The 22,239-nt window shown below is 70.1% G+C and carries 23 protein-coding genes; 12 read left to right on the forward strand and 11 right to left on the reverse strand.

The window, feature by feature from the left end; genetic code table 11:
* Window positions 1–3 precede the first annotated feature (3 nt).
* The 3 genes from MCHLDSM_RS00330 to MCHLDSM_RS00340 are packed head-to-tail and all read right to left on the reverse strand — an operon-like array spanning window position 4 to window position 2,785.
* Window positions 4–996 (reverse strand): acyl-CoA dehydrogenase family protein, encoded by a 993-nt coding sequence (locus MCHLDSM_RS00330; RefSeq protein ID WP_048468334.1) that lies wholly within the window; start codon window positions 994–996, stop codon window positions 4–6.
* Window positions 993–2,132 (reverse strand): acyl-CoA dehydrogenase family protein, encoded by a 1,140-nt coding sequence (locus MCHLDSM_RS00335; protein ID WP_048468335.1) that lies wholly within the window; start codon window positions 2,130–2,132, stop codon window positions 993–995. Before MCHLDSM_RS00335 ends, MCHLDSM_RS00330 begins: the two co-directional genes overlap by 4 nt.
* On the reverse strand, window positions 2,132–2,785 hold the full coding sequence (locus tag MCHLDSM_RS00340; RefSeq protein WP_053082788.1) for a hypothetical protein: 654 nt from the start codon (window positions 2,783–2,785) through the stop codon (window positions 2,132–2,134). The genes MCHLDSM_RS00335 and MCHLDSM_RS00340 overlap by 1 nt, the downstream gene beginning before the upstream one ends.
* A gap of 108 nt (window positions 2,786–2,893) precedes the next feature.
* Here MCHLDSM_RS00340 and MCHLDSM_RS00345 point away from each other — a divergent pair, with 108 nt between their 5' ends.
* The 3 genes from MCHLDSM_RS00345 to holA are packed head-to-tail and all read left to right on the forward strand — an operon-like array spanning window position 2,894 to window position 6,145.
* Entirely contained in the window at window positions 2,894–3,718 is an 825-nt protein-coding gene (locus MCHLDSM_RS00345; protein WP_048468337.1) for a ComEA family DNA-binding protein, read from the forward strand.
* Window positions 3,715–5,223 carry a ComEC/Rec2 family competence protein gene (locus MCHLDSM_RS00350; RefSeq protein ID WP_174545841.1) on the forward strand — a complete coding sequence of 503 codons (1,509 nt, stop codon included), beginning with the start codon at window positions 3,715–3,717 and terminating at the stop codon, window positions 5,221–5,223. Before MCHLDSM_RS00345 ends, MCHLDSM_RS00350 begins: the two co-directional genes overlap by 4 nt.
* Window positions 5,192–6,145 (forward strand): DNA polymerase III subunit delta, encoded by a 954-nt coding sequence (gene holA / locus MCHLDSM_RS00355; protein ID WP_048468338.1) that lies wholly within the window; start codon window positions 5,192–5,194, stop codon window positions 6,143–6,145. Before MCHLDSM_RS00350 ends, holA begins: the two co-directional genes overlap by 32 nt.
* A 7-nt stretch (window positions 6,146–6,152) precedes the next feature.
* Here the strand turns inward: holA and rpsT are convergent, their stop codons facing one another.
* Window positions 6,153–6,413, reverse strand: a complete 261-nt coding sequence (gene rpsT, locus MCHLDSM_RS00360; RefSeq protein WP_048421483.1) for a 30S ribosomal protein S20 — start codon at window positions 6,411–6,413, stop codon at window positions 6,153–6,155.
* Window positions 6,414–6,564: 151 nt separating this feature from the next.
* Here rpsT and MCHLDSM_RS00365 point away from each other — a divergent pair, with 151 nt between their 5' ends.
* Genes MCHLDSM_RS00365 through MCHLDSM_RS00375 form a run of 3 tightly spaced genes read left to right on the forward strand, consistent with a single transcriptional unit; the run spans window position 6,565 to window position 10,086 of the window.
* On the forward strand, window positions 6,565–8,259 hold the full coding sequence (locus MCHLDSM_RS00365) for a circularly permuted type 2 ATP-grasp protein (protein WP_234713797.1): 1,695 nt from the start codon (window positions 6,565–6,567) through the stop codon (window positions 8,257–8,259).
* Window positions 8,260–8,271: 12 nt separating this feature from the next.
* Window positions 8,272–9,246, forward strand: a complete 975-nt coding sequence (locus MCHLDSM_RS00370; protein WP_048468340.1) for an alpha-E domain-containing protein — start codon at window positions 8,272–8,274, stop codon at window positions 9,244–9,246.
* Window positions 9,247–10,086, forward strand: a complete 840-nt coding sequence (locus MCHLDSM_RS00375; protein WP_048421485.1) for a transglutaminase family protein — start codon at window positions 9,247–9,249, stop codon at window positions 10,084–10,086.
* Here the strand turns inward: MCHLDSM_RS00375 and MCHLDSM_RS00380 are convergent.
* Entirely contained in the window at window positions 10,070–10,930 is an 861-nt protein-coding gene (locus tag MCHLDSM_RS00380; protein WP_048468341.1) for a ribonuclease Z, read from the reverse strand. The two genes, MCHLDSM_RS00375 and MCHLDSM_RS00380, sit on opposite strands and share 17 nt — an antisense overlap.
* Window positions 10,931–10,966: 36 nt before the next feature.
* Window positions 10,967–11,542: a mycothiol transferase gene (locus tag MCHLDSM_RS00385; protein ID WP_048468342.1), complete on the reverse strand. Its 576-nt coding sequence runs from the start codon at window positions 11,540–11,542 to the stop codon at window positions 10,967–10,969.
* An 84-nt stretch (window positions 11,543–11,626) separates the two neighbouring features.
* Between MCHLDSM_RS00385 and MCHLDSM_RS00390 the strand changes: the two genes are divergently transcribed.
* On the forward strand, window positions 11,627–12,055 hold the full coding sequence (locus MCHLDSM_RS00390) for a CBS domain-containing protein (RefSeq protein WP_048468452.1): 429 nt from the start codon (window positions 11,627–11,629) through the stop codon (window positions 12,053–12,055).
* Here the strand turns inward: MCHLDSM_RS00390 and MCHLDSM_RS00395 are convergent.
* The 4 genes from MCHLDSM_RS00395 to MCHLDSM_RS00410 are packed head-to-tail and all read right to left on the reverse strand — an operon-like array spanning window position 12,042 to window position 16,045.
* On the reverse strand, window positions 12,042–13,400 hold the full coding sequence (locus MCHLDSM_RS00395; protein WP_048468453.1) for an NtaA/DmoA family FMN-dependent monooxygenase: 1,359 nt from the start codon (window positions 13,398–13,400) through the stop codon (window positions 12,042–12,044). The genes MCHLDSM_RS00390 and MCHLDSM_RS00395 overlap by 14 nt on opposite strands.
* Before the next feature lie 35 nt (window positions 13,401–13,435).
* Window positions 13,436–14,338 carry a MetQ/NlpA family ABC transporter substrate-binding protein gene (locus MCHLDSM_RS00400; RefSeq protein WP_048468343.1) on the reverse strand — a complete coding sequence of 301 codons (903 nt, stop codon included), beginning with the start codon at window positions 14,336–14,338 and terminating at the stop codon, window positions 13,436–13,438.
* A gap of 19 nt (window positions 14,339–14,357) precedes the next feature.
* On the reverse strand, window positions 14,358–15,047 hold the full coding sequence (locus MCHLDSM_RS00405; protein WP_048468344.1) for a methionine ABC transporter permease: 690 nt from the start codon (window positions 15,045–15,047) through the stop codon (window positions 14,358–14,360).
* Complete coding sequence (locus MCHLDSM_RS00410; RefSeq protein ID WP_048468345.1) at window positions 15,044–16,045, reverse strand: methionine ABC transporter ATP-binding protein; 1,002 nt, start codon at window positions 16,043–16,045, stop codon at window positions 15,044–15,046. Before MCHLDSM_RS00410 ends, MCHLDSM_RS00405 begins: the two co-directional genes overlap by 4 nt.
* A gap of 147 nt (window positions 16,046–16,192) precedes the next feature.
* On the opposite strand from MCHLDSM_RS00410, the gene MCHLDSM_RS00415 reads away from it, so the two are divergent.
* The 3 genes from MCHLDSM_RS00415 to MCHLDSM_RS00425 are packed head-to-tail and all read left to right on the forward strand — an operon-like array spanning window position 16,193 to window position 18,989.
* Window positions 16,193–17,275, forward strand: coding sequence for an LLM class flavin-dependent oxidoreductase (locus tag MCHLDSM_RS00415; RefSeq protein WP_048468346.1), 1,083 nt, complete (start codon window positions 16,193–16,195; stop codon window positions 17,273–17,275).
* On the forward strand, window positions 17,272–18,372 hold the full coding sequence (locus tag MCHLDSM_RS00420; RefSeq protein ID WP_048468347.1) for an LLM class flavin-dependent oxidoreductase: 1,101 nt from the start codon (window positions 17,272–17,274) through the stop codon (window positions 18,370–18,372). Before MCHLDSM_RS00415 ends, MCHLDSM_RS00420 begins: the two co-directional genes overlap by 4 nt.
* An 11-nt stretch (window positions 18,373–18,383) precedes the next feature.
* The gene (locus MCHLDSM_RS00425) at window positions 18,384–18,989 is read left to right on the forward strand and encodes a GNAT family N-acetyltransferase (RefSeq protein ID WP_048468348.1); all 606 of its coding nucleotides are present in this window, start codon (window positions 18,384–18,386) and stop codon (window positions 18,987–18,989) included.
* A gap of 12 nt (window positions 18,990–19,001) precedes the next feature.
* Here MCHLDSM_RS00425 and MCHLDSM_RS00430 read toward each other — a convergent pair whose 3' ends face one another.
* Complete coding sequence (locus MCHLDSM_RS00430; RefSeq protein ID WP_048468349.1) at window positions 19,002–19,589, reverse strand: type II toxin-antitoxin system PemK/MazF family toxin; 588 nt, start codon at window positions 19,587–19,589, stop codon at window positions 19,002–19,004.
* A gap of 44 nt (window positions 19,590–19,633) precedes the next feature.
* On the opposite strand from MCHLDSM_RS00430, the gene lepA reads away from it, so the two are divergent.
* Window positions 19,634–21,544 (forward strand): translation elongation factor 4, encoded by a 1,911-nt coding sequence (gene lepA / locus MCHLDSM_RS00435; RefSeq protein WP_048421496.1) that lies wholly within the window; start codon window positions 19,634–19,636, stop codon window positions 21,542–21,544.
* Between the two features lie 7 nt (window positions 21,545–21,551).
* Window positions 21,552–22,202: a sensor domain-containing protein gene (locus MCHLDSM_RS00440; protein WP_060937640.1), complete on the forward strand. Its 651-nt coding sequence runs from the start codon at window positions 21,552–21,554 to the stop codon at window positions 22,200–22,202.
* Window positions 22,203–22,239: the final 37 nt, after the last annotated feature.

The following is a 22,239-nucleotide window of genomic DNA, read 5'->3' on the forward strand; positions in this document are numbered from 1 at the left end:
GGGTCAGGGCGCGATCAGCGCCCAGAGCCCGTCCGGGCCGGCGTGCAGCGTCATGTCGGTGAGCACGTCGTCCCAGTGCCGCATCGAGCCGAACTCCGAACGCCAGGCCAACGCCGCCCGGGTGAAGGCGTGCAGTCGGTGCTCGCTGGTGGTGCCGATGGCGCCGTGCACCTGATGGGCGTTGCGCACCACCACCGACGTCGCGTGGCCGGCGCACGACCGGGCCGATGCGACAAGGAATTCCAGGTTCGGCGCCGACCAGTCGGAGCCGACGGCGGCCGACAGCGCCGCCTCGGTGGCCGAGCGCGCGAGCGCGGCCTCGCACGCGATGTCGGAGACCAGATGCTGCACGGCCTGGAACTTCGACAGCGCACGCCCGAACTGCTCCCGCGTCGTCGCGTGCTCGATCGACAGCTCCAGCGCCCGGTCCAGCGCCGCGCAGATCTGCAGCGCCCGAATCAGCGCCGCCTTGAGTCGCAGCGTCGCGACGTGCCCGGCCGTGACGGTGGCGCCGGACAGGGTGGCGAGGTCGGCGGTGACGGTGTCGCGCGGCTCGCCGATCATGTTGGCGCCGGTGGTAATCGACAGTTCCGCGGGGTCGACGTCGGCGACGACGTGGTCCTCGCCGCGCTGCCACACCGTGACCACCCGGTCTGCGCTCGACGCCCACGGCACGCCGGTGGCCCGGCCCTGCGCGTCGAGCAGGCACACGGTGCGCCGCGCGCCGTCGACCGGTATCCCGGCGCTGTCCAGCAGCCAGCAGGCCAGCAGATCGTGTTCGGCCAGCGGGATCCGGGCGCCGTGGCGTGCCGCGGCGGAGACGAGTTCGGCGGCCTCCAGCCACCCCGCGCCGCTTCCGCCGCTGTCCTCGGTGCCGGTGAGCCGGACCAGACCCAGGTCGTCGAGCCGGCTCCACAGGTCGGCGTCGCGGCCGTGCTCGGCGAACACCGCGTCCATCATCTCGACGAGCGCGGGCTCGATGTGCGGGGCGCTCATCGCATCCCCAGCCCGCGGGCGATCACGCCGCGCAGCACCTCGTTGGTGCCGCCGCGGATCGTGAAGCCGGGTCGCTGGTCCACCGCGGCCGCGGCCAGCTCCGCGAAGTCGGTCGTGTGATCGGTTGCCAGATGCGCGAATTCGGCGATGTCGCCCTCGGTGGTGGTGCCCAGCACCTTGACGACGGCGGCGGGAACCTCCGCGGGTTCGTGACGCTGCAGCGCATCGGCCACCGCCGACGACATCTGGTGCAGCCCGGCGACCCTGCCCACCAACCGGCCCAGATTTGCGTCCCGCGGCAGCCGTCCGGCAGCCATCGCGTCGGAGGCGGCCTGCAACAGCATGAAGGTCGACAGCACCCGCTCCGGGCCGCTGCGCTCGAAGGCCAACTCCGAGGTGCACTGCCGCCAGCCGTCGCCGATCTCACCGAACACCATGTCGTCGGGCACGAAGACGTCGTCGAGGATCACTTCGTTGAAGTGGTGCGCCCCGTTCATCGACCGGATCGGCCGGATCTCGACGCCCGGGCCGCGCAGATCGACGATGAACTGGCTCAGACCGGCATGCCGGTGCGCCGGGTCGACCGGCGCAGTGCGGACCAGCGCGATGAACGCGTGCGCCAGGTGGGCACCCGAGGTCCAGACCTTCGCCCCGGTGAGCCGCCATCCGCCGTCGACCTGCACGGCGCGGGTACGCACACTCGCCAGATCGGAACCGGAGTCCGGCTCGCTCATGCCGATGCCGAAAAAGCATTCCCCGGCAACGATTCTCGGCAGGAAATGCCGCCGCTGCGCCTCGGTGCCGTACTTGAGCAGCGACGGCACGATCTGCCGGTCGGCGATCCAGTGCGCCGCCACGGGGGCGCCTGCGGCGAGCAGTTCCTCGGTGACGACGAACCGTTCGAGGAAGGAGCGGCCGTGCCCGCCGTACTCGACGGGCACCGTCATGCCCAGCCATCCGCGCTCGGCCAGTGCCGCGGTGAACGCTTCGTCCCAGCCGGACAGCCACGCGTCGACCGACGGGGTGAAGGCACCCGCGGCGCGTTGCTCGGCGAGGAACCGGCGAACCTCGGCCCGCAGCTCGTCGTGGCCCGACGGGTCGGTGCCGGATCGGGGTACCAGGCGGGGGAGCGCCATCAGTCTCCTACGGGTTCTTCGGTGCTCTCGGCGACGGTGTCGGTCGCTGCGTCGTCGGTGGGCTCTCCGGGCGGCGTCGCCAGGGCGATGCCCAGGGCGAGGACGAACGCCACCGTCAGCGTGCCGCCGAGGTAGTGGTTCATCGGCCCGCCGGGGGAGATGAAGCTGCCGGGCGGTCCGATCAGGGTGATCGTCTCGATGAGCTGCTCGACGGTGAACACCGCGGCGATGATCCCGAGCCACCGCGGCAGCCGCCCCTCGTTGGCGCTCAACAGGATCGGTGCGGCCACGGCGATGTTGGCGATGGTGGCGACCGGCAGCCACATGGCGCCGACGTCCTCGATGGCGCGGGCGGTCCCGGCGGTGGCCTGACCGGGACGCAGCGACGGGCCGCCGGCGAACCAGATCGCGACGCAGAGCTGGGCGACCAGCAGCGCGGAGCCGATCGTGAAGAGGTGCGCGGGTGGTCCGGTGAGCCGGTCGCGGGCGACCGCGAGGACGACGACGAGCGCCAGCGTGGCGAAGGTCAGCAGCAGCGCCTGGACGCGCGTCACGGCGGGATCGGAGCCCGGCAGGGCGTGCAGGAAGACCACGGCCGTGGCGTACAGCACCGCGAACGCTGCACCGGCGATCATCGGGGCTCGACCGTTCATATGCGGTCATGCTATCCCGCTGTCCCCAGAGCCGAGTTCATCCACAGACCGCGTCGGCGCAGCCGCTGTGTGCGCCGGCGCGTCGGCCCGGGTGCTTACCGTCGCGATATGTCGAGCGAACCGCCCGCCGAACTGCTCCGGCGCCGCCTCGGGACCGACGCGGGCCGCGAGGGTCAGGCCGCCGGCGCCGAGGACGACGAGGCCACCGAGACGTCGCTGTCGCGCTGGCTTCCCGAGCCCGGGCCGGGGCGCTCCGCGGCCTGGTTGTCCCGGATCCGGGGCGATCCCGGCAGGGCGGGTGTCCTCGCGCTGGGCGTCGTCGGGCTCATCGCCGTGCTGGTGACCGTGGTGAGCCTGGTCCGGGACCGGCCACCGGCGGTCGTCTCGGCAAAGCTCCCGCCGGTGGAGATGGTGTCGTCGGCTGTACCTGCGCCGTCGGGCGCGCCGCAGGCCGCGGGACCCGTGATCGTCAGCGTGGTCGGGCTGGTGCACCGCCCCGGTCTGGTCACCCTCGAACCGGGCGCCAGGATCGCCGATGCCCTCGAAGCCGCGGGTGGGGCGGTGGACGGCGCGGATGTCGTGGGCCTGAACATGGCCCGCCGGGTCGCCGACGGTGAGCAGATCGTGGTGGGCATCGGGGCGGAGCCGGGCCGGCCGACGCAGATGGGCAGTTCGGTGGTGTCCGGCTCGGCGCCCGCACCCGGCCCACCGACGGACGAAACAGCCTCGGGCGCAACCGGTGTCATCGATCTGAACACCGCGACCGTCGAGCAGCTCGACACGCTGCCGGGCATCGGGCCGGTGACGGCCGCCGCGATCGTGGCGTGGCGCGACGCCAACGGACGCTTCACCGGTGTCGACCAACTCGGCGATGTGGACGGAATCGGTCCGGCACGCCTGGACAAGCTGCGCACCCTCGTGACCGCGGGATGACCGACCTGCGGTTGGTGCCCGCGGCGGTGACGGCGTGGGCGGTGACCGCGGCGGGGATCCTGTGGGCGGTCGTGGGCGTGCTGGCCGCGCTGGCCGGCGCGATCGCCGTGACCGTCGCGACGGGGTGGTGGGCGGGCAGCCGACGCGCCGGGGGGACGGACCGCCGGGCGCTGCTCGGTGCCGTGACAGCGGTCGCGCTGGTCGGAGGCGGCTTCGGGGTGGCGGTCTGCCTGCGGGTCGACCAGGTCCGTGACCATCCGGTGTCGAGCTACGCCGGGTCGGCGACCGCGGTCGTCGTGACGCCCGATGAGACACCGCGAGTGCTCGCCGGCGGGCGGGTGATGTTCCGTGCGACGCTGGCGCGCCTCGATGGCCGGCCGTCGTCGGGCTCGGTGCTGGTGTTCGCCTCCGGTGCCGACTTTGCGGGACTGCAGGCCGGCCGGCCCGCGGGGTTCCGGGCGCATGTCCGTCCGCCCACCCGGCGGGACCTGAGCGTGGCAGTGCTGTCCGCGACGGGCCGGCCGCACCTCGGGGAGGCGGCGCTGATCCACCGCGCCGCACATCACGTGCGGTCGGAATTCGCGGACGCGGTGCGCCTGGTGCTGCCCGCCGGGCAGGCCGCGCTGCTGCCCGCGCTGGTGCTGGGTGACACGTCGGCGGTGCCGCCGGAGGTCACCCGGGAGTTCCGGGTCGCCGGGCTGACGCACCTGACCGCGGTGTCGGGGGCCAACGTGACGATCGTGTGCGGGGCGGTGCTGCTCACCGCCGCGCTGATCGGGCCGCGCGCCGCGGTCGTGGTCGCCGCGCTGACGCTGGCGGGTTTCGTCGTCGTCGTGCAGCCGTCGGCCAGCGTGCTGCGCGCCGCGGTGATGGGCGCGATCACCCTGCTCGCCGTCCTGACCCACCGGCGCAGGCAGGCGCTTCCGGCGCTGGCGGCAGCGGTGGTCGTGCTGATGATCGGTGCCCCCGAACTCGCCGTCGACGTCGGGTTCGCGCTCTCGGTGTCGGCCACCGCCGGGCTGGTTCTCGTCGCGCCGGTGTGGTCGCGGCGGCTGACCGGTCGGGGCTGGCCGCGCCCGCTGGCCGACGCGGTCAGCGTCGCGCTGGCCGCGCAGCTGGTCACCGCCCCGCTGGTGGCCGGTCTGTCGGGCTCGGTGAGCCTGGTCTCGGTGGCGGCCAACCTCCTCGTCGCGCCGGTGATCCCGCCGATCACGGTGGTGGGCACGGCCGCCGCGGCGCTGGGTCCGCTGTGGCCCGCAGGTGCGCAGCTGCTCATCCGCTTCACCGGCCCGGAAGTGTGGTGGCTGACCGCGGTCTCGGGCTGGGCCGCCGCGATGCCCGCGGCGTCGGTTCCGGTTCCGTCGGGTCTGGCGGGCGTCGGGATCGTCGCGGCCGTGGCGGTGCTCGTGGCCCTGGTGTGGCACTGGGCATGTGGCGTTGGGCGCTGTCGGGCGGGCGTGACACCATCGTCCGGTGAGCACCGGTCTGCACCTCATCCTCGGTGACGAGGAGCTGCTCGTCGAACGCGCTGTCGCGGCCATCCTGCGCCAGGCGCGCGCCTCGGCGGGTACCGCCGACGTCCCCGTCGACCGCCTGCGCGCCGGGGAGGTGAGCGTCAGCGAGCTCGCCGAGTTGCTCAGTCCCTCGCTGTTCGCCGACGAACGCGTGGTGGTGCTCGAGTCAGCCGCGGAGGCCGGTAAGGAGGCCGTGGCCGTCATCGAGAACGCGGCGGCCGACCTTCCCGAGGGAACGCTGCTGGCTGTGGTGCACTCCGGCGGCGGCCGCGCCAAGGCGCTGGCCGACCGGCTCAAGAAGCTCGGCGCCGAGGTCCACCCATGTGCCCGCATCACCAAGGCGGGCGAGCGTGCCGACTTCGTGCGCAAGGAGTTCCGGGCGCTGAAGATCAAGGCCGACGACGACACCGTCACGGCGGTCATCGACGCGATCGGCTCGGATCTGCGCGAGCTGGCGTCAGCGTGCTCTCAGCTGGTCGCCGACACCGGCGGCGCGGTCGACGCCGCCGCGGTGCGCAGGTATCACTCCGGCAAGGCGGAGGTGAAGGGCTTCGACATCGCGGACAAGGCGGTCGTCGGCGACGTGGCAGGGGCCGCCGAGGCGTTGCGGTGGGCGATGATGGCCGGCGAACCGCACGTGGTGCTGGCCGACGCGCTGGCCGAGGCCGTGCACACGATCGCGCGGGTCGCGCCGTTGACGGGCGACCCCTACCGGCTGGCCGGAGAGCTCGGGATGCCGCCGTGGCGCGTCCAGAAGGCGCAGAAACAGGCGCGGCGGTGGTCGCGTGATTCGGTGGCCGAGGCGCTGCGCCTGGTCGCGGCGCTCAACGCCGACGTCAAGGGCGCGGCGGCCGATGCCGACTACGCGTTGGAAAGCGCGGTGCGCAAGGTGGCGTCGCTGGTCGGCGACTGAAGGGCGGTCAGATCTTGTTGAACGCCCGGGCCAGCGCCGACTTGCGGTTGGCGGCCTGATTCTTGTGGATGACACCCTTGCTGGCGGCCTTGTCCAGCTTGCGGCTGGTGGCGACCAGCAGCTCGCCGGCCTTGTCCTTGTCGCCGGAGTCGACGGCCGCACGGAAACCACGGACCGCCGTGTGAAGCGACGACTTCACGGACTTGTTGCGCAGTCTGCGGCGCTCGTTGGTGCGGTTCCGCTTCTCCTGCGACTTGATGTTGGCCACGCGTGTATTCCTTCGACGATCTCGGCTGAATGGGATGAGTCTGTGGGCGCCCTATCGGGGGCAGCGACTGTTCAGGTTAGCAGCGAGCGGGTAAATCGACCAAAGCGGAGCCCACTGGCCTGCCGAAACGACAGGAATGCTGCAGCATGGCATGCGTGCGCCTGAGTTCACAGAGCGCACGCACGCGTACGGGAGGAGCACGAGACCTTTGCCGACAGAAACCGCACGAACCACACGCAGCACCGCCAAGGCGGGCCGGCGCCACGAGGGGATCTTCGGGGGCTACAACAAGCTCGGCACGTACGCCCAGGCTTTCGATGAGATGTTCGATGCGCACGGCAACGTCCGCGGCCCGTACAAGGGCATCCACGCCGAGCTGGCCCCCGCCGATGTGGCCGACCTCGAGGCCCGCGCCGACGCTCTGGGCCGTGCGTTCACCGACCAGGGCATCACGTTCTCGCTGTCCGGTCAGGAACGGCCGTTCCCCCTGGACCTCGTGCCGCGGGTCATCTCGGCCGCCGAGTGGACGCGGCTGGAGCGCGGGATCCGGCAGCGTGTGCAGGCGCTGGAGATGTACCTCGACGACATCTACGGCGAGCAGGAGATCCTGCGCGACGGAGTCATCCCGCGTCGCCTGGTCACCTCCTGCGAGCACTTCCACCGGGAGGCCGTCGGCATCGTCCCGCCCAACGGGGTCCGCATCCACGTCGCCGGCATCGACCTGATCCGCGATGCGCAGGGCAGCTTCCGGGTGCTCGAGGACAATTTGCGGTCGCCGTCGGGGGTCTCCTACGTGATGGAGAACCGCCGCACCATGGCGCGGGTCTTCCCGAACCTGTTCGCCACCCACCGGGTGCGCGCGGTCGGGGATTACGCGTCGCACCTGGTGCGGGCACTGCGCAACGCCGCCGCCAACAACGTCGCCGATCCGACCGTGGTGGTGCTCACCCCGGGCGTCTACAACTCGGCCTACTTCGAGCACTCGCTGCTGGCCCGGCAGATGGGTGTGGAACTCGTCGAGGGCCGCGACCTGTTCTGCCGCGACAACACCGTCTACATGCGCACCACCGAGGGGGAGCGTCAGGTCGACGTCATCTACCGGCGCATCGACGACGACTACCTGGATCCGATGCAGTTCAAGCCGGACTCGGTGCTCGGAGTAGCCGGCATCCTCAACGCCGCCCGCGCCGGCAACGTGGTGATCTCCAGCGCCGTCGGCAACGGGGTCGGCGACGACAAACTCGTCTACACCTACGTGCCGACGATCATCGAGTACTACCTCGGCGAGAAGCCGCTGCTGGCCAACGTCGACACCTACCGGTGCTGGCTCGACGAGGAACGCGAGGAGGTGCTCGACCGGGTCGACGAACTGGTCATCAAGCCCGTGGAGGGGTCCGGCGGCTACGGCATCGTGTTCGGCCCCGACGCATCGGCCAAGGAGCTGGCGACGATCACCAAGAAGATCAACGCCGATCCGCGCGGCTGGATCGCCCAGCCGGTCGTCCAGCTCTCGACGGTGCCGACCCAGATCGGCGACGAACTGGCGCCCCGGCACGTCGACCTGCGTCCGTTCGCGGTCAACGACGGCGACGACGTCTGGGTGTTGCCCGGCGGACTCAGCCGGGTGGCGCTGCCGGAAGGCTCGCTGGTGGTCAACTCCAGCCAGGGCGGCGGATCGAAGGACACGTGGGTGCTCGCCTCGCGCACGTCGGTGGCCGACCGCGAGCTCGGCGCGGCGGAGGTGGTGCGCTCGCTGCCGAAGGCCGCCGCGAGCAAGAACGGCAGCCGCAGTGGCAAGGCCGAGGCAGCCACCCTGGATCAGCAACAGCAACAGCAGCAGCAGTAGGGGGCTTCGACGATGCTGGCGAGAAACGCGGAATCGCTCTACTGGATCGGGCGCTACGTCGAACGTGCCGACGATACGGCCCGGATCCTCGACGTCACGGTGCACCAGTTGCTCGAGGACTCGAGCGTCGACCCCGACCAGGCGTCGCGCACGCTGCTGCGGGTGCTCGGGATCGAGCCGCCCGACGAGTACCTCGACGTGTGGTCGCTGACCGACATCGTGGCGTTCAGCCGCGAGACCTACGGTGCGTGCTCGATCGTCGAGGCCATCTCCGCGGCCCGCGAAAACGCCCGCGGCGCACGCGAAGTCACCTCCACCGAGATCTGGGAGTGTCTCAACACCACCTACAACGCCCTGCCCGAGCGGGAGCGGGCCGCCAAACGCCTGGGTCCGCACGAGTTCCTGTCCTACGTGGAGGGGCGCGCGGCGATGTTCGCCGGGCTGGCGGACTCCACGTTGTCGCGTGACGACGGCTATCGCTTCATGGTGCTGGGCCGCGCGCTGGAGCGGGTGGACATGACCGTGCGCCTGCTGCTGTCCCGCGTCGGGGACAGTGCGTCGTCGCCGGCGTGGGTGACGCTGCTGCGGTCGGCCGGCGCCCACGACACCTATCTGCGGACCTACCGCGGTGTGCTCGATGCCGGCCGGGTGGTCGAATTCATGTTGCTGGACCGGCTTTTCCCGCGGTCCATCTTCTACTCGCTCAAGCTCGCCGAGCACAGCCTCGACGAGCTGATGAACCGTCCGCACGGCCGCCTCGGGGCCACCGCGGAAGCGCAGCGCCTGCTCGGCCGGGCCCGCAGCGAGCTGGAGTTCCTCCGGCCGGGGGTGCTGCTCGAGTCGCTGGAGCAGCGGCTCGCGTCGCTGCAGACGACGGTCTTCGATGTGGGAGAGTCGTTGGCACTGCAGTACTTCCACTCCGCTCCGTGGGTCGCGTGGACCGATGCGGGACGCAATGCTCTGGTGATCGAAGAAGGGGAGATCTAGATGTGGCGGATGCGCGTGGTGCACGCGACGGGATACGCCTACAAATCGCCGGTCACCGCGTCGTTCAACGAGGCCCGGTTGACCCCGCGCTCGGACTCGCGCCAGAACGTCATCCTCAACCGTGTCGAGACGGTGCCGGCCACCCGGTCCTACCGCTATGTCGACTACTGGGGAACCGCGGTCACCGCGTTCGACCTGCACGCCCCGCACACCGAGCTGGAGGTGACGTCGTCCTCGGTGGTGGAGACCGACCGCCCCGAGGCGCCCAAGGACAAGGTGTCGTGGGCCGACCTGGCCGGCGAGGCGGTCATCGACCGGTATGACGAGGTGCTCGCGCCCACCCACTACGTCCCGTCGAGCAAGCGCATCGAGCGGGTCGGCCGTCGCATCGCGAAGTACCACGATCCGGCCGAGGCCGTGATCGAGGCGGCACGCTGGGTGCAGGGGGAGTTGCAGTACGTCCCCGGCACCACCGGAGTGCACACCTCCGGGGTGGACGCGCTGCGGGAAGGCAAGGGGGTGTGCCAGGACTTCGCGCATCTGACGCTGATGTTGTTGCGCGGCATGGGGATTCCGTCCCGATATGTGTCGGGTTACCTGCATCCGAAGCGCAACGCGAAGATCGGGGACACCATCGACGGGCAGAGCCACGCGTGGATCCAGGCGTGGACGGGCGAGTGGTGGCATTACGACCCCACCAACGACGCGGAGATCAACGAGCAGTACATCAGCGTCGGGGTGGGACGGGACTACTCCGACGTCACGCCGCTCAAGGGCATCTACTCCGGGGAGGGGTCCACCGACCTCGACGTCGTCGTCGAGATCACCCGGCTGGCTTGACGCACACCCCCGGGTGCACCTCGACCCGGTGCAGGTCGTCGCCGAGCTCGATCTGACGGTCGAACGCCGTCGCCGCCAGCGCGCGCCAGTCCTCCTCCTGCCCGGGCACCAGCGCCGGCACGTAGTGGGTCAGGATCAGGATGCCGACCCCGGCCCGCGTCGCGGTCTCGGCGGCCTGCTGCACCGACGAGTGGTAGTCGCAGATGTCGCGGATGCGCTGCATCGGCATCGGGTCGATGAGGTCCTTACGGATCACCGTGTGCACCAACGCCCCTGCGCCTGCGGCCAGTTCGTCCAGCGTCGGGCACGGGACGGTGTCCCCGGCCAGCACCACCGACGCCCCGTTGTGTTCGACGCGGAAACCGATGGTGGGTGCGACGGGCCGATGGTCGGTCGGCGCGACCAGGATGCGGACGCCGTCACGGCCCCACACCACCCCTTCGGTGACCTCTTCCACCTCGACCGGTGGGGGCGTCGTCAGGTCGGCGTGGTGAGCGATGCGGTACCCGATGTCGAACTGCAGTGCCTTGAGCGTGTTCTCGACCACCTCCGCGGTACCGGGCGGCCCGATGATCGGCAGCGGGGTCAGGTCGGGGGCGAAGTTGCCGACCCATCGGGTGATCAGCACGTCGCCCAGGTCGGTGATGTGGTCGCTGTGCAGATGCGTCAGCAGCAGCGCGGTCAGGTTGTTGGCGCTGACGCCGACCGCGGCGGCGCGCTGCAGCACGCCGCGGCCGCAGTCCACCAGGAAGGTCTGCCCGCCGGCGCGTACCAGCGTCGACGGTCCGGCGCGCCGCGGATCCGGAATGGGGCTGCCCGTGCCGAGCAGCGTCACTTCGATCATGGGCCAGGTATACCGCGACCGGTGATCCGGTGCGGCCTAAACGGTGCCGGAGACGGGCGTCCATCCCGGCGGCGGATCTTCGCCGGTGCGCCCGTCCACGGCTTCACGCAGAAGGTCGGCGTGCCCGGTGTGCCTGCCGTACTCCTCGATCAGATCGCAGAGCAGGCGTCGCAGGCTCGCGTGCCGGCCGTCGGGTCCGCTGATGTCCACCAGCTGGTCGAGCCCGCCCCGGGTCAGCGCGTTCTGCAGCCGGCGTCGGGACCGCTGTACCGCCCCGTCCCAGTACGCGTACAGACGGTCCGGCGGGTCGCCCGCCGCGGAGGTGAACTCCCAGTCCTCCGGCACCTCGTCGAGGCCGGCCCACTCCGACTGCCACGGGTCGCCGATCGGTTCTCCGGTCAGCTTGTCCGTGAACAGCATGTCCTCGGCGAACGCCAGGTGCTTGAGCAGACCGCCGAGCGTCAGCGTCGAGGCGCCGACGCGTGCCTGAAGTCCCGCGGTGTCGAGATCGTCGGCCTTCCAGCGGAACGTGGTGCGCAGCCGCTCGAGCGCGCCGACGAGGTGCTCGAGTTCCGAACCCGCCAGCGGCGGCTCCCAGGGCGTGTCGGTCATCGCACCGGACTATAGGTGGCCACCGGTTTCGGTCTGCGGCGATCCGTCCCGGCGTATTGTGAGCCGCATCACAAGGAGGTCGTGATGCGGATATCCGACGTGCTGCGCACCAAGGGGGCGTCCGTGGCGACGATCACCCCAGAGACATCGGTGGCAGGCCTGCTCACGGAACTGGCCGTGCACAACATCGGCGCGATGGTCGTGGTCTCGGCCGACGGACTGGAAGGGATCGTGTCCGAGCGCGACGTGGTGCGGGGACTGCACGAGGTCGGCGCCGACCTGCTGCGCCGCCCGGTGGCCGACATCATGACCACGCTGGTGGCGACGTGCTCCCCGGACGACACGGTGGACAGCCTCAGCGCGCTGATGACGACGAACCGGGTGCGCCACGTCCCCGTCGTGGTCGACGGGCGGCTGCGCGGCATCGTCAGCATCGGGGACGTCGTCAAGACGCGGATGGAGGAGCTGGAGACCGAGCAGCAGCGCCTGCAGGCCTACATCACCCAGGGATGACGGGGTCGAGCAGCGTGTTGTCGCTGAACGCGCCGCGGTAGGCCGCGGCCGGGTGCGATGCCGGCAGCCGGTCGCCGCGCCCGAGCAGCTTGTGGCGCAACGTCCCCGACTTGTCGGTGGCGATGAGGCCGCGTTCCCGCAGCGTCGGGAACAGGCGGTCGGCCGTCTCCTGGAAGGAGCCCGGCACCGTCGCGTGGTAGACGTTGATGCCGTTGACGCCGGCCTCCCGCCACTCTTCCAGGCGGTCGGCGATCTCCTCGGCGGTGCCGACCACCCGGTTGGCGCCCTCGAGCACCCAGGCCGGGTCGCGGATCGTCGGCTCCGCATTGCCGGACGCCTCGGCCGCCCACCGCGCGAAGCCCTGCACGCCGGTGAACTCGCCGAGCCGGCTGATCGGCGTGTCCAGGGGCAGGTGGCCGGCGTCGACGCCGGCATCGCCGAGCGCGTGCAGCGCAACGCCTTCCAGATCGAGATACCGCTTGATCTCGTCATGACGCCGCACCGCGTCGCGGTGGGTGTCGCCGACGACGAAGGACAACCCCTGCGCGAACGCGATGTCATCGGGGTCTCGGCCGTGCTCGGCGGCCAGCGCGCGCGTCTCGGACGTCAGCGCGTACGCGGCCGCCGGGTCGGGGCTGCTGATGTACACACCCTCGGCGTTGCGCGCCGAGAACAGCTGTCCCGCAGGCGAAGCACCGGCCTGGAACAGCACCGGGGTGCGCTGCGGCGACGGAGACGAGAAATGTGGACCCTCGACCGAGTAGCGCTTGCCGACGTGGTTGATCCGATGGATGCCGGCCGGATCGGAGTGCACACCGCGTTCCTTGTCCTGAACCAGCGCATCCTCGTCCCAGGAGCCCTCCCACAGCTTGTAGGCGACGTCGACGTACTCGTAGGCCCACTCGTAGCGTTCGTCGTGGCTCAGGGTGCCCTCGTACCCGAAGCTGCGGAACATGTTGGCGTTGAAACTCGTCACGACGTTCCAGCCGAGCCGCCCGTCGGTGTAGTGGTCGAGGGAGGACATCTTGCGCGCGAAGTTGAACGGGTGGTCCTGCACGATCGAGCTGGTGAACACGATGCCGAGGTTCTCGGTGACCACCGCCAACGCCGACGCCAGTGACGACGGATCGTTGACCGGCACCTGGATGCCGCCCTCGACGGCTTTGCGCCAGTTGCCGTTCCACGGCGCCCGCAATCCGAACACGTCGGCGAAGAACAGCAGATCGTAGCCGGCCTTCTCGACGCCGGCGGCCAGTGATGTCCAGTGCCGCAGCTTGTTGAACTCGTGGTTGCGTGCCTCGGGTGCCCGCCACAACCCGTGCAGCACATGGGATGCGGTGTTCATCACGAAGGCCGAGTAGAACAGCGGCCGTTGCGCGCTCACGAGATCGGGCCCAGCGTGTCCCGGATCAGCTTGTTGTCGGTGGTCTCGAGGAACTCGGCGATGCGGGGATCTTTGAACGTGTCGATGAGCTTCTGCACGTTGGGGTCGTCGATGTGCTTGTTGCTGACCACCAGGCCGCCCTCGCTGCCTTTCGGTGCGGGCTCGCGGGCGAGGATCTGCTCTTCGGTCAGCCCCGCGGCGTAGACGTCGGAGATGTGCACCACGACGGCGTCGACGTCGGCGAGGCTGCGGGCCAGCTGGCCGATCGGCACCTGAACGAACTGGTAGTTCTTCGGGTTGGTGGCGATGTCGTCGAGTTGGGGCAGTCCCGCGAGCGTGTCCTTGCCGGGCTTGAGCGTGATCTGTTGATCGTGGGCGAGGTCCAGCAGCGCGATGGCCTGTCCGGCGGGATCGTCGCGCAGCGCGATCTTGGCGCCGCTCGGCACCTGGTCCCAGCTGCGGTACTTGTCGGAGTAGGTGGCCTGATCCCAGGTGAACGTCGGCGCGGCCAGCGTCAGCTGGAACCCGTTGGCGGCGATCGCGTCGTTGAGGAACGGCTGGTGTTCGAAGAAGTTGCCCGCGACCGTGCCGGCGTCGACGGCACGGTTGATCTCGATGAGGTTGTCGATCTTGACGGGTTCGATGGTGATCCCGTGGTCGGGCGCGATGTTGGTGGCGATGTAGCTGAGCAGGTTCTCGGCGGCGATGTCGGTGCTCCACGTCGCCACCGGCAGGTTGGTGCCGAACGGCTTGTCCTTGTTGGAGAACTGGGCATACGAGATGCCGCCGGCGACGGCCAGGACGACCACCGCCGCGGCCGCGATCCACGGCCAGCGCTTCTTCTTCTTGATCTCGATGTCGAGACCCGACCCTGAGGGCGGGCTGATCTGGTCGGTCATGGGTTTCCTTCCGTGCCTGTTACGGGGTGAGGGCTTTGACCACGCGGTCGCCGACGAATTGGACGACGGCGATGGTGATGATCAGCGAGACCGCGGTGGCGATCATGATGTTGTCGTCGAAACGGTTGTAGCCATAGGTGATTGCGAGGTTGCCGACGCCGCCGGCGCCGATGGATCCGGCGATGGCGGAGTAGTCGATCATCGCGATGGTGTTCACGGTCAGGGCGCCCGCCAGGGCGGGCAGCGCCTCGGACAGCTGCACGGTTCGGATCACCTGCAACGTGGAGCCGCCCGACACCTGCCCCATGTCCGTGACGTCGGAACGCACTTCCCGCAGGGCGTTCTGCACCAGGCGCGCGAAGAACGGCACGCCGGCGGTGGTCATCGGCACGATCGCCGCGGGGATACCGATCGTGGTACCCACCAGGAAGCGGGTCACCGGGATGATGGCCGCCATCAGGATCAGGAAGGGCAGCGAGCGGCCGATGTTGACGACCGTGTTGAGAACCGCGAACACCCGCGGGTTGGGGTGCAGCCCCAGATCGGAGGTGTTGTGCAGGATCACCCCGACCGGGATGCCGATCAGCACCACCAGCAGCATCGTGATGCCGACCATCAGCCAGGTTTCCACGTAGGCGGGCAGCAGCAACTCGGGCACCTTGTGCCACGGCGTGCTGAAGTCCTCCTGCGCGAACAGGGACGTGGTCATGTCGCGGCCTCCGCGGACGGGCGTGCGGCCGTCCGGACGTGCAGCCCGCGCTCGGTCAGGTAGCGCGCGAAACCGGACGGCGCGCCCGGCGAGAGCGCCAGCACCGCTCGGCCGACGGCGATTCCGCGGATCGACTCCACGCTGGCGCTCAGCACGCTGACCCGGGTGCCCGACAGGCCGGGCGCGTCCTGAATCGAGGTGAGCCAGTCGAGCGGAACGTCGCGCGAGGCATACGAGACCTCCCACACTTCGCCGTCGCCGCGCAGCGGCACACTCGGCCGGTCGGGTAGGAGTTCATGGGCCAGAACCGATTCCGGGTCGAGGATGATGTCCTCGACCGACCCGCTCTCGATGATGCGTCCGTCGGCGATCCTGGCCACCGAGTCGGCGATCTCGCGCACCACCTCCATCTCGTGGGTGATCAGGATGATCGACAGGCCGTACTCGTCGCGAAGGTGACTGAGCAGCGCCAGGATCGACTTGGTGGTGGCCGGGTCGAGTCCCGATGTCGCCTCGTCGGAGAGCAGCAGCGACGGACCGAGGGCAAGGGCGCGCGCGATGCCCACCCGCTGCTTCTGCCCGCCGGAGAGCTGCCCGGGGAACGCGGCACTGCGGTCGGTCAGGCCGACACGCTCGAGGAGTTCGCCGACGCGCCGGTCGACCGACGCGGCGGTGGCGCCGAGGTACTCCAGCGGCAGTGCGACGTTCTGGGCGACGGTGCGGCGGCGCAACAGGGGTGCGGTCTGGAAGATGACCCCGATGTTGCGTCGGGCCGCCACGAGGTCCTCGGCCGAGAGTGTGGTGAAGTCCTTGCCGTTGACGCGCACGGTGCCGCTGGTGGGCCGTTCCAGGAAGCTGATGCAACGGGACAGCGTGCTCTTGCCCGCACCGCTGGGGCCGACGACGGCCAGGATCTCACCGTCGGCCACCGACAGGCTGATGCCGTCGAGGACGGTGCGGTCGCCGAACCGTTTCGTCAGGTTCTCTATCTCGATCACGGCTGACGAAGCTACGGTGCCGACGGGAGTGCGCCCAGGCTAGGGATCGCCGTGATCTGAACTTGTATTCGAACGGGCGCAGCACAATTCGGATCACCGTGGCCGTAACCCTGGCGTGCGCGCCGCCGAAGATGCGACGTTCGACTCATGACTGACCGTCCCCGGTTCGGGGTGTGGGCCAACGTCCACGGCACGATGGCCGCCCTCTGTCATCCGGACGATCCGGTCGACGCGTCGTGGCGGCGGGTGCGCGATCAGATCCTGCTCGCCGAGCGGCTGGGGTTCGACTCCACGCTGATCGCGCAGCACACCATGAACCCGCTCGACGAGTCGCTCGACCAACTCGACGCATGGAGCGCGGCGGCCGCCGCGGCCGCCTTGACGGAGTCCATCGAGATCATCGCGGCGGTCAAGCCGTCGATCATCCACCCGACGATCCTGGCCAAGCAGGCCCAGGGCATCGAGGAGATCAGCGGCGGGCGGTTCGCCGTCAACGTCGTCAACGCATGGTGGATCCCCGATCTCGAGCGCTCCGGCATCGGCATGCTCGCGCACGGCGAGCGCTACGTGTACGGGTCGGAGTGGCTGCACATCGTCCGCCGCCTGCTCGCGGGGGAGCGGACGACGTTTCACGGCAAGTACTTTCACGTCGACGACTTCGTGCTGCACCCCACCGGCACCTACCGGCGCCGGCCCCGGATCTACCTCGGCGGCGAGTCCGCACCGGCGCGCGACCTGGCCGCGGCCGAGGCCGACGTGCTGTTCCTCAACGGGCAGTCCCGGGCCGAGGCCGGAGATCTCCTCGCCGATGTGCGGCGGCGCCCGCGAACCGGTCTCGACCCGATCCGCTTCGGGTTGGCGGCGTTCGTCGTCACCGCGCCCACCGGTCGTGAGGCCGAGGACCTGCTGCGCCACCACTGGGAACTCAACGCCGCGGACAAGGCAGGCGACGGCGACACGATCGAACGCTTCAGCACCGACACCGATCCGGCCTCGGTGATGTGGCAGCGGCTGCGGGAGCGTCCGCACATCGGACCCAACGGCGGCACCGCCGCCGGTCTCGTCGGCGACTACGACACCGTCGCGCAGCGCATCGTGGACTGGCACGGCGACGGGATCGAGACCTTCATGTTGGCCTTTCAACCCTTCGAAGCGGAGATGGAACGCTTTGCCGCCGAGATCATCCCGCGCGTCGAGCGCCTCACGACCCGCAACCGGGCGGCGTCATGAGCGGCGCACCGCGGATGCACTGGTATCTGCCCACCCACGGGGACACCGCCACGATCGCGGACAACCAGGCCGGCGCCGGGGCCCGGGTGCCGTCCTACCTGGAGCCGTCGCTGGAGAACCTGACCACGCTGGCGCGCACCGCCGAGGATCTCGGATTCGAGGCCGCCCTGACCCCGACCGGTTCCTACTGTGAGGATTCCTGGCTGGCCACCGCGGCGCTGGCCCAGCACACCCGCGCGCTGAAGTTCCTGGTCGCCTTCCGGCCGGGGGTGCTCTCCCCGACCCTGGCGGCCCAGCAGGTCAGCACCTACCAGCGGTTCACCGGAAACCGGTTGGCGCTCAACGTCGTTACCGGCGGGGATGACGCCGAGATGCGCCGCTTCGGTGACGACGTCGACAAGTCGGCGCGGTACCGGCGCACCGGTGAGTTCCTCACCATCGTGCGCGGCATCCTGTCCGGTGGCGAGTTCTCGTTCGACGGCGAGTTCTACACCGTGGAGCGCGCCAAGACCGCCTACCCGGTCACCACCCGGCCAACCGTCTACTTCGGCGGCTCGTCGCCGGAGGCCATCGCGGTGGCCGCCGAGCACGCCGACGTCTACCTCACCTGGGGTGAGACTCCCGAGCAGGTCGCCGAGAAGTTCGACCGGGTCCGCGCGGCCGCCGCCGAGCACGGCCGCACGCTGCGGTTCGGGGTGCGCCTGCACACCGTGGCCCGGCCCACCACCGAGCAGGCGTGGCAGCGGGCCGAGGAACTGCTCGCCGACCTGACACCCGAGCAGGTGGCGCAGGCCCATGCCCGCTACACCGCGAGCGTGTCGGAGGGGCAGCGGCGGATGGCGGCGCTGACCGACGGGGTGCTGCGCGACGCCCGCAGCCTCGAGATCGAGCCGGGCCTGTGGGCGGGACCCAGCCTGGTCCGCGACGGTGCGGGCACCGCGGCCGTCGGCAGCTACACCGACGTCGCCGCTGTGCTCGGCCGCTACGTCGATGTCGGAGCGACCGAGTTCATCCTGTCCGGGTATCCGCAGATCGACGAGATCCGCCACGTCGGCGAGGGCGTGGTGCCGCTTCTGCGGATCGGCTCCGCGGCGTAGGGTTTTTCCGCGTGACCATCGATGTCGCCGCGGCCCGCCGACCGGACGTCAAGGCGCTGTCGCGGGTGCTGGGGCGGGCGTTCTTCGACGATCCGGTGATGATGTGGATGGTGCCCGACGACGCGCGGCGGGCCAGCGCGCTGCCGCGGATCTTCGCCGCGATGACGCGGCACCACTTCCTCGCCGGGGAGGCCGTGGAGGTGGCCGCCCGCGCCGGCGAGGTGGGTGCCGCGGCACTGTGGGATCCGCCGGGCCGGTGGAAGACGACCACGCGGGAGGACCTCGCGATGATGCCGAGCTTCCTGCTGGCGATGCGCGGCGAGGCCAAGCGCGGGATGGAGGTTTCCGAGCTGATGAAGCGCCACCACCCCGAGGAGCCGCACTGGTATCTCGCGGTCATCGGCAGCGACCCTGACGTGCGGGGCGCGGGGTTCGGTCAGGCGCTGATGGCGTCGCGGCTGGACCGCTGCGACGCCGAGGGCGCCCCGGCGTACCTGGAGTCGACCAAGGAGTCGAACGTGCCGTACTACCTGCGGTTCGGCTTCGAGGTGACCGGCGAGCTCACCGTGCCCGGCGGCGGCCCCACGATGTGGCAGATGTGGCGCGCGCCGCGCTGAGCTGACCCCGGGCTAACTCCAGCTGTATTCGGCCCGCAGACGGGTCGCGACGGCTTCGAACGTGGCGCGCTCGAGGATCGCGCCCTCGCGCCGGATGCCCTCCTCGGGCACGTCGAGCACGCGATCCAGGCGCACCCAACTGGCCCGGCCCTCGTAGTCCCAGGATCCGGAGCCGATGCCGACCCAGTTCGGGTCGTCGCGGTGGTGGTCCTGACTGGACAGCATCAGGCCCAGCAGCACGCTGCGGTCACGTCCGACCACCAGCACCGGCCGGTCCTTGCCGCGGGTGGGGTCGTCCTCGTAGACCACCCACGTCCACACGATCTCGCCCGGGTCGGCGCGGCCGTCCAGGTCGGGGGCGTAGACGACCCTGCGGGCCCGGTGCGCGGTCGGGACGAAGGTGTTGGACACCGGGCGGCCGGCGGGGAGGGCGGGCTGGGGTGTGGTGGAGGCGCCGGCGATCGCGTCCAGACCGATGCGGATGCCCTGGGCGATCCCGCGCTGCAGGGTCTCCGAGCGCTGGAGGTGCCGTACGAGCTTGGGCGCTTCGGAGAACACCAACCTCTGGAAGGTCTTGAAGGGCGAGGACGACGACGCCATAGCCGCCAAGTCTAGGCGTCGCCGAATCGGTCGATTGTGTCCCGATGGGGTGGGCTCGTTACTCTGGACTGGCCGTTTCCGGTACCCGTACCGCGCTCACCAGGAGATTCCCGATTAGCAGTTTCGCCGACAAGACCTTCACCCCGCCGGCGCTGATTCGGAACTTCTGCATCATCGCCCACATCGACCACGGCAAATCCACCCTGGCCGACCGGATGCTGCAGCTCACCGGCGTGGTCGCCGACCGCGACATGCGGGCGCAGTACCTCGACCGGATGGACATCGAGCGGGAACGGGGCATCACGATCAAAGCGCAGAACGTGCGTTTGCCCTGGAAAGTCGGTGACGAAGAGCACGTCCTGCACCTGATCGACACGCCCGGCCACGTCGACTTCACCTATGAGGTGTCTCGCGCGCTGGAGGCCTGCGAAGGCGCGGTGTTGCTCGTCGACGCCGCGCAGGGCATCGAGGCGCAGACGCTGGCGAACCTCTACCTGGCGCTCGATCGCGACCTGACGATCATCCCGGTGCTCAACAAGATCGATCTGCCCGCCGCCGACCCGGACCGCTACGCCGGAGAGATCGCGCACATCATCGGCTGCGAGCCGTCGGACGTGCTGCGGGTGTCCGGCAAGACGGGCGAGGGTGTGCGCGAACTGCTCGACGAGGTGGTCCGCCAGGTGCCGGCCCCCATCGGCGACGCCGACGCCCCGGCGCGGGCGATGATCTTCGACTCGGTGTACGACACCTACCGCGGCGTGGTCACCTACGTCCGTGTCGTCGACGGCAAGATCGTGCCGCGCGAACGCATCAAGATGATGTCCACCGGCGCCGTCCACGAGCTGCTCGAGGTGGGCATCGTCTCACCCGATCCCAAGGCCTCCGACGGGCTGGGTGTCGGCGAGGTGGGTTACCTGATCACCGGCGTGAAGGACGTCCGCCAGTCCAAGGTCGGTGACACGGTCACCGCAGCCCGCCATGGCGCCACCGAACCGCTGACCGGATACCGCGAACCCCGGCCGATGGTCTACTCGGGTCTGTACCCGGTCGACGGATCCGACTACCCGGTGCTGCGCGACGCTCTGGACAAACTGCAACTCAACGACGCGGCGCTGACCTACGAGCCGGAGACGTCGGTGGCGTTGGGCTTCGGCTTCCGCTGCGGCTTCCTCGGTCTGCTGCACATGGAGATCACCCGCGAGCGGCTCGAGCGGGAGTTCAATCTCGACCTGATCTCCACCTCGCCCAACGTCGTCTACCGCGTGGTCAAAGACGATGGCACGGAGATGGTCGTCACCAACCCGTCGGACTGGCCCGAGGGCAAGGTCCGTGAGGTCTACGAGCCCGTGGTGAAGACGACGATCATCGCGCCCAGCGAGTTCATCGGCACGATCATGGAGCTGTGCCAGTCCCGACGCGGGGAGCTCGGCGGGATGGACTATCTGTCGCCCGAACGGGTGGAGCTGCGCTACACGATGCCGCTGGGCGAGATCATCTTCGACTTCTTCGACTCGCTGAAGTCGCGCACCCGCGGCTACGCCAGCCTCGACTACGAGGAGGCGGGCGAGCAGGAGGCCGCGCTGGTCAAGGTCGACATCCTGCTGCAGGGCGAGGCCGTCGACGCATTCAGTGCGATCGTCCACCGGGACAGCGCCTCGGCGTACGGCAACAAGATGACCACCAAGCTCAAGGAACTCATCCCGCGCCAGCAGTTCGAGGTGCCGGTGCAGGCGGCGATCGGCTCGAAGATCATTGCGCGCGAGAACATTCGGGCCATCCGCAAGGACGTGCTGTCCAAGTGCTACGGCGGTGACATCACGCGTAAGCGCAAACTGCTGGAGAAGCAGAAGGAAGGCAAGAAGCGGATGAAGACGATCGGCCGGGTCGACGTCCCGCAGGAGGCGTTCGTGGCGGCGCTGTCGACCGAGGCCGCCTCGGACAAGGCCAAGAAGTAGGGCCGTCATGCTGCGGAGGGGGAGCCGCGGAGTCGTTGTCCTGCTGGCCGCGGTCGTGGCGGGATGCGGTGCCCGGGTCGAGGGCACGCCCGTCGCCGCCCCGGCGGGCGGTCTGGATTCGATCCTGCTCAGCGACGTCGATCTCGATGACGTGTTGGGCAGCAAGGGAATTCAGAGTGAGCCCGACACGGGGGAGATGACCGACGAGCTCGCGGCCGGCACGGTGCCTCCAGGCTGCGTGGGTACGGTGCGCGCCGCAGAGTCCAACGTCTACCGGGACGCCGGGACCACCGCGGCGCTGACCCGGGTGTCCGAGGAGCCCGGCGACGGCGACTCGATCGCCCAGAGCGTGGTGGTCGTGGGCTCACCGCAGCAGGCGCAGCACCTTCTGGAGCTCGCCAAGCTGTCGTGGAGCGCGTGTGCCGGCACCCCGATCAGGCAGGGTGGGGCCACCCCGTCGACCTGGAATCTCGAACCGGTCGACGTTCGCGACGGCATCGTCAGCCAGTCGTCCGCGAACTCGGTGCACGGGCGCTGCCAGCATGCGATGGGAGCGGCGGCCGCCCGGGTCGTGGAGGCGCTGGTGTGTGGCGCGAACGTGCGCAACCAGGGCGCGGCGGTGGTCGCCGCGATGATCACCAACGCCGGTTCGGCCTGACAGGAAGAGATCCGCGCAGCGCGATCCTGCGCCCAAA

Source organism: Mycolicibacterium chlorophenolicum (genome assembly GCF_001044235.1).
In the GTDB taxonomy this organism is placed as follows: Bacteria; Actinomycetota; Actinomycetes; order Mycobacteriales; family Mycobacteriaceae; genus Mycobacterium; species Mycobacterium chlorophenolicum.